Here is a 9893-nt window from a genome sequence, read left to right as displayed (position 1 = left end):
GTTCATGTGCTGTGGCTTCCCTCGTACGCTCCGTTATCTCGTTCGTCCTGCCCCCCCCCCGCCTCCCTCTCCCCTCCCCGGGCCGCGGGGTCAGGCCGCGGGCGCGGGCCCGGTGCTGGCGCGCAGCGAGATCGGCGGGTGGTAGAGGCGGTGCCGGGGTATCACGGTGGGATCCGCGATCCGCTCGACCAGCAGCGACACGGCCGCGGCGCCCATTTCGAGCATCGGTACGTCCGCGGCGGTCAACGCCGGCCGGAAGTCCTCGGCCCAGTGCCGGGCGACGACACCGGCGACGGAGAAGTCGCGCGGTACGACCAGGCCACCGGCGGCCAGCGCCCGCTGCATGCCGGGCAGCGCCGCCTCGTTGATGGTGACCACGCCGGTGACCTCGGGATGCGTCGCGCGCAGCTCCAGGATGCACGCCTCGCCCGCGGAGATGTCGTCCCCGCAGCAGATCTCGACGCCGGTCAGGCCGCGCTCCCGGGCGGCCGCGGCGAAGCCGTCCTGGGCCCGGCGGGCCGGTCCGTAGCCGGCGGCGACCAGGTCCGTCGACCGGTTCACCAGCGCCAGGTGCCGGTGGCCCAGGTCCGCCAGATGCCGGACGCAGTCGGCGACGGTCTGGGTGAAGTCCACGTCCACCCAGCTCATCCCGCGAACGTCGGCGGTCCGGCCGATGGTCACGAACGGCAGTCCGGCCCGCTGCAGCCGGGTGACCCGGTCGTCGTCCAGCCGGATCTCCATCAGCACCAGGCCGTCGACCCGGCGGCCGGTGGCGATCCGCTCGAACGACCGCTCGTGGTCGCCGCCGGAGGGTGACAGCAGCACGTCGAGATCGACCTGCGCGGCGGCCTCGACCACGCTGGCCACGAAGCCGAGTTGCGAGTACGTCAACTGCTGCCGGGCGGGTGGGATGACCAGGCCCAGGGTCCGGGTGCGGCCCTCCTTCAACGCCCGGGCGCTCGCGTTGGGCCGGTAGTCCACCTCGTCGATGACGGCCTGGATCCGTTGGCGGGTTGCCTCCGACACCGGTCGCTTGCCGCTCAGGACATAGGACACCGTGCTGCGGGACACTCCGGCCCGCCGGGCGATCTCCCCGATGTTCATCGCGCTCCTAACCGCCGATCCACCCCCGGTGCGGCACGCGCAGGCCCGCGTAGCCGGTGCGCCGCAGCGGCACCGAGCCGATTCTCGCAGAGCATGGTCCATGATCCGCCGCACAGCCACCCGGCCGTGTTCCACGGCACGCTCATCCGACCGGCGTCCGGGCCGTGCAGTCGGACCGGCGGCACGGTCCGGTTGGCTTCTCCACCCGGAGCGGCTTCGCTGCCCGGACCGACGTGGCGGCCCGAGCGGGCGTCACCGCCGGGGAGGCGTCACGGGCCGGACCGGCTCACCGGCTGGCCGACTGGGTCGCGCGGGGCGCGGCGGGTCCGGTCGCGGCCATGGTGACCGGGGTCAGTCCCCGTTCGCGCAGTGTCGCGATGATCGGCCCGGTGGCCGCGACCGTCTGGTCGCGGTCGCCACCCCCGTCGTGCAGCAGCACCACCGCGCCATCGACCAGGCCCGGTGAGATCCGCGCCACGATCTCCGCCGTGCCCGGTCGGGTCCAGTCGGTCGCGTGCACGGTCCAGAACGCCGGCACCAGATCCATCGACCGGATGTCGTCGAGCACCGCCTGGTCGGCATGGCCCTCCGGCGGTCGGACCAGCCGCGGCCGGTATCCGGTCACGTCGGTGATCAACTGTCGGGTGCGCTCGACGTCCCGCCGTCGCCGCGACGCGGACTGGTCGGTCATCCGGACGTGTTCCCAGCCGTGTACCTCGACCGCACAGCCCAACCGGACCATCCGCCGCAGCAGGTCCTCCCGTCCACCGATCAGCGACCCGAGCACGAAGAACGTGGCCGGCGTGCCCGTCTTTTCCAGCAGGTCGAGCAGCTGGTCCGTCCAGGGTGGACAGGGCCCGTCGTCATAGGTGAGCGCCACCCGGTCGGGTGGATGACCCAGCTCGCCCAGCGCGGTGACCGTGGGCACCAGCGGACCGTGATCCATCGAGCCTCCCGTCTGCTCTCCCGAGGCCGAATCTACCGGGCCAGCAGACAGACAGCCATCAATCAACCCCACACGGACGGACTGGTCACCGGCGGGCCGGCGGGCCGGACGGCCGTCTACCGGGTCAGCAGGCGGTCGGCCACCGCCGCCGGTGCCGGCATCCCGGCGATCTCGGCGGCGACCTCCTGGGCTGCGGCCCGCAGGGCCGGGTCGGTGAGCAGCCGACGCAACAGGTCCGGGGTGATCCGGCCGACCGGAGCGGCCAGGCCCGCACCACGAGCGGCGACCAGCCCGGCGTTGTGCCGCCGGTCGCCGGGCCCGGTCACCGCGAGCTGTGGGATCCCGGTGGCGAGCGCCGCGAGGCAACTGCCCGCACCGCCGTGATGCACGATGGCGGTGCTCGCCGGCAGCGCCGCGGCCAGTGGGATCCAGTCGACCACGCGGACGTTGGCCGGCAACGCCGTCCGGGTGGCCCAGCGGTCCGGCCGGACCAGGACCACCTCGGCGTCTAGGTCGGTCGCGGCGGTGACCACCGCCCGCATCAACCCGGTCGATCCGGGGCCGTTGACCGTGCTGCGGCTGACCAGCAGCCGTGGCCGGTCGCTCGGCCGGCCCAGCCATTCCGGCAGGTCCGCCTCGCCACCGTACGGCTCGTACCGCATCGGCCAGCCCTCCTGGTGGAGCAGGCTCGGCGGGGCCACCGCCACGGCGGCCGCCGGGGGTGGCAGTTCGGCCAGACCGTGCCGGCGAAGCGCGGTCCCGAGCCGGGCCGAGGTGACCCGGACCAGTTCGGCGCCGTCGAACAGGGAGTTCTCCACCCGGACCGCCGGAACGCGGTGCCGGGCGGCGGCCAGCGCACCGGCCACCGCCAACGGCTCGTGCAACACCAGGTCGGGACGCCACTGCCCGACCGTCGCCACGAGTCCGTCGGCGAGCTGGTCGTTGACCGCGCCGAACAGCGGCGCCACCCCGCGCGTCCCGGCCGTACCCGCCAGCTCGGCGCGGGCGATGAGCGGGTGCCGCAGCATGATCCCGCGGGCGATCCGCCCGAAGTCGAAGTCGGACGCGACGTCCCGGACCGGTAGTCCGGACCGGCCCACCGCCAGGGCCTCGGCGGCGGTGGCGACCAGCACCTCGTGCCCGGCGGATCGCACGGCGCGGGCCAGCGGGACAAGGGGTAGGACATGACCGAGCAACGGCGCGGCGACAACCAGGACACGCACCTGTCGAGCGTACGGCGCGGGCGGCCACGGCACGGCCCCGGTTTCCCGCCGGACCGCCGTGGGCGGCCCCGGCACGGCGCGCGGCCGGAAGGCCCGTCGTGCCCGGGACAACCTCCGGGGACCGGGTCGGCGTTCCAGTTTCCGGGGGCCCGGTCCGCGCGGTTTCACCGGGCGGACCGGGCAGCGGGTCGCGACCCGGCCGGCGGCGTCCGGCGGGCCGGGCAGCGGACCCCGGCAGGGCCGGACGGGCGGTACGCCCGGCCGAAGGGGCCATCGGGGATCCACAGTAGAGAGCGGATCCATTTTGGATGATTGCTCGCGATTGACCGAGGTTGTTAATATCGCGCTCGCCACTGGAGGTGATGATCACGCTACACCTGGACGCGCTGGTCGCCACCTCTGCCGCCGCCCCGGTGACCGTCACCGTGGATCCGGGCACCCTGGTCGCCGTCTCGGCTCCGGCACCGCTCGGCACCGCTCTGGCCCGGGTCGTGGTGGGGCTGGCCGCGCCCGCCGCCGGCCGGATCAGGGTGGGCCGCCGGGACGTCACCCGCCTGCCCCCGCCACGGCGGCAGATCGGCTACCTGCCGGCCGGCGGGGCCCTGTTGCCCCACCTTTCGGTCGAGCACAACATCTCCTACGGGCAGCGCCGGCGGCAGCGCGTGTACGCGGTCGCCGACGAATGGACCCAGACGGTGATCAAGCGGCTCGAACTCGGACCGAGCCTGCGCCTGCTGCCGCACCAGCTGAACGACGCGCAACGGTTCCGGGTGGCCCTCGCCCGGGCCGCGGCCGGGCTGCCCGAGGTGCTGGTCGTGGACCTGCCGCGGCCGACCGACGGCATCGACCGACTCGGCGGCCTGCTGGACCGGGTCACGCCGCCCGCCTCGGCCGGAATCGCGACGCTGGTGATGACGAATGATCCGGCGCTGCACGGCGAGGCCACGGAGCTGATCACCGTGCGGGTGCGGCCGGAGCCGCCGGCACCCGGCCCGAACCCGGACGGCGGGGCCACACCGGTCCCCGCCGACTCCCCGCCGGCCGGCCGGTGATGCCGTCGCGCGGGCCGACCCGGCGAGCCCTGCTGCGGGCGACCGCGGCCGGAGTGGCCGGTGCCGCGACCGGCGTCGGAACCCTGGCCGGTGCCAGCGGCTGTTCCGGACGGTCCCGCCCGGTGCAGGTGGCGGTGGTCTGGAGCGACGAGGAGCTGGCCCTGTTCCGCCGGGTGCTGGCCGGCGGTTACCAACGGCCGGTCCATCTGATCAGCACGGGCGACGACATCGACTCGTTCCTGCGCGCCCGGCACCTCGCCGGTGCCCTTCCGGACGTCGCCATCCTGTCCCGCCCCGGACTGGTCACCGAGTACGCCCGGCTGGGCTGGCTGTCTCCCCTGGACAACTCGCTGGCCGACCAGTTCCCGTCGAGCCTGGCCGACCTGCTCCGGATCGACGACACCCTGTACGGCGTCTGGGTCAAGGTCGCCCACAAGTCCCTGCTGTGGTATCTGCCGCGGCTGCTCTACCCGGACAAGCCGCCGGCCAGCTGGGACGACCTGGTCAGCGTCACCACGACCATGGGCGAGCGGGCGGCTCGGGGCGCCGGACCGGCGCCGCTGTCGATGGGTGCGGCCGACGGTTGGGTGCTCACCGACTGGTTCGAGAACGTGCTGGCCGACCAGGCGCCCCGGGAGGTCTACGACAGCCTGGTGAGCCAGCCGGACGCCTGGCGCGACCGGCGGGTCTCCGCCGCGCTACGCCGGCTGGCCAAACTGTGGAGCCTGCCCGGCGCCCTGCCCGGCGGCGGACGGCGGGCCCTGCTCACCCAGTACGACGAGGCGGTCCTCCAGGTCGGCGCCCGCCGGCAGGCCGCCATGATCCCCGGTGCCGACTTCGTGGCCCGGCTGGCCCGGGACTTCAACCCCCCTGACGACCCCCTCCAGTACGTGCAGTTCCCCGGCAGCGTCGAGGGCTCCCACCCGCTGATCGTCGGCGGTGACGCGGCGGTGGTGCTGCGCGGCTCGGCCGCCGGCGCGGACCTGGTGCGTTGGCTGGTCAACGACGCCGACTTCGGCCCGTGGCTGAACGCCGGCGGCTACCTGTCGGCCAACGTCAACGTGGACCCCGGCCAGTACCCCGACGTGCGGCAGAAACTGGCCCGGCAGATCCACGAGGCGGCCGACGACCTGCGGTTCGACCTGTCGGACCGGCTGCCCGGCCCGTTCACCGGGTCGGACGGGGTCGGCATCTGGCGCATCATGCAGGACTTCTTCGGCGCCGTCACACGGGGCCCGCGGGACGACGCGACGCTGGACGAGGCCGTGGCCCGCACCGTCGCCCAGCTCGGCACGGCCGCGGCCCGGGCCCGGGGCGGGTCATGACCGACCTCCGTCCGCTCGGCGAGATCAGCGTGCTCGACGATGTCGGGCCGCCCCGACGCGGTCGCGCCTACCCGGCGGCCGGCGGCACCTCGGCCCTGCTGCTGCCGGCCGCGCTGCTGCTCGGCGGCCTGGTGGTCTGGCCGGTGATCCGGATCCTGTCCGCCAGTGTGACCGACGGCCACGGCCGGCTCGTCGGACTCCGCAACTTCCGCGCGGCGCTGGCCGAGCCGGGGGCCGGGGCCGTGGTCGGCCGGACGCTGATCTGGGCCCTGGTCGTACCGGCCGTGGTCACCACGCTCGGCTACCTGCTCGCCGCGGCGAGCCGACGGTCCGAGACCGGCCGGCTGCTGCGGCTCATCCTGCTGGCGCCGGTCGCGATCCCGCTGGTCGTCACGGGGGTCACCTTCCGGCTCGGCTACGACCCCGACCCGACCCGGGGCCCGGTCACGCTGGTGGCCGCCCGGCTGCTCGGCCGGTCGGCCGACAACGCGCCCCAGCTCCTGGGCCCGCGGCTGGTGACGGTGGCCGTGATGTCCGCCTTCGTCTGGGCCTGGGTGGGGCTGGCGGTGCTGGTGTTCCGGGCCGCCCTGGACGCGTTGCCCGAGGAGCTGGCCGACGTGGTCCGGGCGTACGGCGGGAACCGTCGCGACGTGCTGTGGGACGCGCGGTGGCGACCGCTGCTGCTGCGCACGGTGGCCGTGGTGTTCACCCTGGTCGCGCTGGGCACCGCGCGCAGCTTCGACCTCATCCTGATCATGGTGCCCGGGTCCGTCCGGGACGAGGCGTCAGTGCTGGCCGTGCAGGTCTGGCAGACCTCCCTCGGTACGACGACCGGCCAGGGCGCCGCGCTCGGCGTGATCTGGCTGGCCGCGGTGCTCGCCGGAGTGTTGCTGGCGGCGCTGTTCGTCCGGCAGTCCTGGCCGCCGCCCCTGCGCGGCCCGGTGCCGGTGGCGCAACCGGCGCCGAACGGCCGGCGCTGGCCGTCCCGGGTGGTGTCCGGGGTGGCAACGGTGGCCTGGTTGCTGCCGGTGGTCGTGCTGCTCGCCACCTCCCTGCGATCCAACCTGGCCGCCGCCACCGGAGGCTGGTGGTCGATCCGGCCCACCCTGGGTTCGTACCAGGATCAGTTGGCCGACCCCGACCTGCGCCAGGCGTTGCTGACCTCGCTCGGCCTGGCCGCCGTGGTGACGGTGGCGGTGCTCGCGGTGGCGCTGCTGGCCGCGTACCCGCTGGCCTGGTTGACCGGGCCACCGGCCCAGCTCACCGGTGTCGCGTTGATGTTCGCCGCGATCGTCCCGGTGCAGATCGTCGCCGGTCCGATCAACGAGGTCCTCGGCCTCACCCACTCCTCCGGCACCAACCGGGGCCTGGCCCTGGTCGAGGTGGCCTTCGGGGTGCCGTTGGCGGTGCTGGTGCTCCGGAACGCCTTCGCCGACCTGCCGGCCGACCAGGTTCGCCGGGCCCGGGTCGCGGGCCGGTGGTGGCACACCCTGTGGCTGCTGATCCGGGCCAACCTGCCCGCCGTGGTCGCCGTCGCCGTGCTCCAGTTCGTCCAGGTGTGGAACGACTTCGTGTTCGGGCTGCTGTTCAGCAGCCCGAACGCCCCGCCGATCGGGCTGCTGCTGTACGGCCAGACCCGGCAGTTCGTGACGCACGGCGGTGGCGTGGCCGCCGCCTCGGTGCTCAGCTCGGTGCTGCCGGTGCTGCTGGTGCTGCTGGCCCGCCGGCGGATCATCACCGGTCTGGTCTCCGGGAGCGGCCGGTGAGCGCGCCGGAGCTGCCCGACGACGGCCGGCCGCCACGCTGGCCGGTGCTCCTGGCCGTCGGTACGCTGCTCAGCGGCGTCATCGGCAACATGGTCAGCAACCTGCTGTCGGACATCGCCGGCAGCGTGTTCGGCCGGGCCAGCATCGCGGTCGCCACGGCCGGCGCGGTGGCCTCGGTCGCCTTCGAGGTGCGGCGCCGGCGGGCCACCCGGGGACTGCGCGGCATCGAACCCCGGGCCGCGGTCCGGTCGGCGGAGGGTGGCGCGCCGACGCTGCCGTACACCGCCGGGTTCACCGGCCGGGCCGCCGAGGTGGCCGCGATCCGCGACGCCATCGAACGGGAACACGCCGTGGTGGTGACCGGCCGGCGGGGTGTCGGCACCTCCTCCTGCGCGGTGCAGGCGGCCAACCTCTGCCGGGACGACTTCGCCCGGGTCTTCTACCTCGACCTGCGGGCCGGCGAGCGACGCCGGTCGCCCCGGCAGGTGCTCACCGCGCTGGCCCGGATCCTCGGTACGCCCCCGCCGCGCTCCGGCCGGCCGGCCGACCTCACGGTCGCCGCCGACGGGATCCGGGCATACCTGGACGGCCGCGAGATCCTGGTGGTGCTGGACAACGTGGACGATCCCGCGCAGGTCCGGCTGCTGCTGCCGCCGGCCGCGCGGACCTGCCGGCTGCTGCTGGCCGGGGTACCGGAGCTGGCCGCGCTGGCCGGGGTGGTGGCGCACCGGCTCGACGAGCCGGTCGTCGACGACGCGGTGGAGTTGTTCGCTGCGGCCGGCGGGGAGTCGCCGGTCGCGGCCCGTCCCCGGTTGCCGGATCCGCGGGCCGACCCCGCGGTACGGCAGATCGTCGACCTCTGCGGCCGGCAGCCAAGGGCCATCCGGGCCCTCGGCTACCGGGCGACCCAGCACGGCTGGCGGGCCACCGACCTGCTGGCCACGCTGCGCCGGGCGATCGAGACGGCCCCGCACCAGAGGGTGCCGGCCTCCCCGGTGCTCACCCTGATCACCGAGTGGGACACCGCCTACACGGCGCTCTCCCCCGGCGCCCGGCGGCTGTACCGGCTGCTGTCCCTCGGCCCGGGAGCGCTCGACCTGCCGGCGATCGCGGCCCTGGCGGCCCGGCGGCCGGTCCGGACCGCCCGACTGGTCGAGGAGCTGACCGACGGCACCTTCCTGGAGTCCGAGGAGGGCTACCGGTACCGGATCCGACCGCTGCTCGCCGGGTACGCCCGGTTGCACCTGCGCGGCACGGAACCGGGGTGGCCGCTGGTGGCCGCGTACACCCGGCTGATCCGGCACCTGGCCCGGCGGGCCGAGCGGCACGGCGCGAGCCTGCCCGGCTCGGCCACGGTCGACCGGGCCGGCCTGCTGCCGCTGGCCGACGACCCGGCGGGTTGGTTCGACCTGCACCACGACCTGCTCCGGGCCGTGGTCAGCGGACCGGTCGGCGCTCCCCCGGCGTTGCCCCGGCGGGTACGCCGCTGGTGGTTCCGGCTCGCGGTCGCGCTCTGCGGCTGGTACGCCCACGACGGCCGGCTCGACGAGTGGGCGGCCGTCTGCCGGGACGTGCTGGCCACCTCGACCGCCGGTGACGAGCCCCGGATCGCGGGCTGGGCGCACAACGAGCTGGGGGTGCTGCGCCGCCGCCGGGGCGACCCCCGGGGCGCGGTCGACGTGCTGCACTCGGCGGTCGCGGAACGCCGGCACCGGGGCAGCGCCCAGTCCCGCTACAACCTCGGGCTGGCCCTGCTCGACCAGGGCCGGGTGGACGAGGCGATCGAGCAGCTGGAGGTCTCCCGCCGGCACCGCTCGACGCTGGACCGGACCGGTCACGCCCTCACGGACCTGGGGCTGGGCGCCGCGCACCTGTCCCGGGACGACCTCGATCGGGCGCAGCGGCACCTGGTCCGCGCCGCCAACTCGTTCCGCTCCCTCGGTGAGTCCCGGGGGTACGCCGCCGCGCTGACCAACCTGATCCTGGTGCAGACCCGGCTCGGTGAACATCTCGACGCGGCACAGACCTGGCAGGCGGCGCTGCGGGAGTACGAAACGGTCGTCGACCTGCCGGCCCGGGCCACCGCGCTGCTCAACGCCGGCGCCAGCCTGCTGATCAGCTCACCGGGCCGGGCCGAGCTGGCCGAGGAGCTGCTGGCCGAGAGCCGCCGGCTGCGCGAACGGTGGCGACCGACGGCCGGGCTCGGCCGTACCCTGCTCTATCTCGGTGACGCCGCCCGGGAGCTCGACCGCCTCGACGAGGCCCGCCGGTTGTGGTCTGACGCGGCGGGTGTCTGCGAGGCGGTCGGCGACCGGACCGGCTCGACCGCCGCCGATGCCCGGCTGACGGCCGACCGCTGACCGGGCGGCTTCCGCCCGACGGTCGGAGGTGTCAGGCCGTGAACGACGCACGGCGCGATCCTGGCGGTGCGTACCAGGATCGCGCCGTGCGTGTTCTTTCCGGGCGGTCCGCCCGGG

General features: G+C 75.1%; 7 protein-coding genes. 4 read left to right on the top strand and 3 right to left on the bottom strand.

What is annotated here, in order from left to right; translation table 11 throughout:
- Positions 1-90 precede the first annotated feature (90 nt).
- The 3 genes from ACXN5W_RS26720 to ACXN5W_RS26710 form a co-directional block, all read right to left on the bottom strand.
- On the bottom strand, positions 91-1104 hold the full coding sequence (locus ACXN5W_RS26720) for a LacI family DNA-binding transcriptional regulator (RefSeq protein WP_473161147.1): 1014 nt from the start codon (positions 1102-1104) through the stop codon (positions 91-93).
- Positions 1105-1390: 286 nt separating this feature from the next.
- Positions 1391-2050, bottom strand: a complete 660-nt coding sequence (locus ACXN5W_RS26715) for a polysaccharide deacetylase family protein (protein ID WP_473161146.1) — start codon at positions 2048-2050, stop codon at positions 1391-1393.
- Positions 2051-2166: 116 nt separating this feature from the next.
- Positions 2167-3273 carry a nucleotide disphospho-sugar-binding domain-containing protein gene (locus ACXN5W_RS26710; RefSeq protein WP_473161145.1) on the bottom strand — a complete coding sequence of 369 codons (1107 nt, stop codon included), beginning with the start codon at positions 3271-3273 and terminating at the stop codon, positions 2167-2169.
- A gap of 362 nt (positions 3274-3635) precedes the next feature.
- Here ACXN5W_RS26710 and ACXN5W_RS26705 point away from each other — a divergent pair, with 362 nt between their 5' ends.
- The 4 genes from ACXN5W_RS26705 to ACXN5W_RS26690 are packed head-to-tail and all read left to right on the top strand — an operon-like array spanning position 3636 to position 9776.
- Positions 3636-4325, top strand: coding sequence for an ATP-binding cassette domain-containing protein (locus tag ACXN5W_RS26705; protein WP_473161144.1), 690 nt, complete (start codon positions 3636-3638; stop codon positions 4323-4325).
- A complete protein-coding gene (locus ACXN5W_RS26700) occupies positions 4325-5650 on the top strand; it encodes an ABC transporter substrate-binding protein (protein WP_473161143.1) in 1326 nt (441 codons plus the stop codon). The genes ACXN5W_RS26705 and ACXN5W_RS26700 overlap by 1 nt, the downstream gene beginning before the upstream one ends.
- On the top strand, positions 5647-7416 hold the full coding sequence (locus ACXN5W_RS26695; RefSeq protein WP_473161142.1) for an ABC transporter permease subunit: 1770 nt from the start codon (positions 5647-5649) through the stop codon (positions 7414-7416). Before ACXN5W_RS26700 ends, ACXN5W_RS26695 begins: the two co-directional genes overlap by 4 nt.
- Positions 7413-9776 (top strand): hypothetical protein, encoded by a 2364-nt coding sequence (locus tag ACXN5W_RS26690; RefSeq protein WP_473161141.1) that lies wholly within the window; start codon positions 7413-7415, stop codon positions 9774-9776. Before ACXN5W_RS26695 ends, ACXN5W_RS26690 begins: the two co-directional genes overlap by 4 nt.
- The last annotated feature ends 117 nt before the right edge of the window (positions 9777-9893 follow it).

This window comes from Plantactinospora sp. A48, assembly GCF_055793945.1.
The sequence above is the reverse complement of the archived record's forward strand: the minus strand, read 5'-3'. Positions and strand labels throughout refer to the sequence as shown.

Excerpts from the sequence above, each read along its gene's own strand:
- ACXN5W_RS26695 (WP_473161142.1), top strand. The coding sequence starts at position 5,647 with ATGACCGACCTCCGTCCGCTCGGCGAGATCAGCGTGCTCGACGATGTC.
- ACXN5W_RS26715 (WP_473161146.1), bottom strand. The coding sequence starts at position 2,050 with ATGGATCACGGTCCGCTGGTGCCCACGGTCACCGCGCTGGGCGAGCTG.
- ACXN5W_RS26705 (WP_473161144.1), top strand. The coding sequence starts at position 3,636 with ATGATCACGCTACACCTGGACGCGCTGGTCGCCACCTCTGCCGCCGCC.
- ACXN5W_RS26720 (WP_473161147.1), bottom strand. The coding sequence starts at position 1,104 with ATGAACATCGGGGAGATCGCCCGGCGGGCCGGAGTGTCCCGCAGCACG.
- ACXN5W_RS26700 (WP_473161143.1), top strand. The coding sequence starts at position 4,325 with ATGCCGTCGCGCGGGCCGACCCGGCGAGCCCTGCTGCGGGCGACCGCG.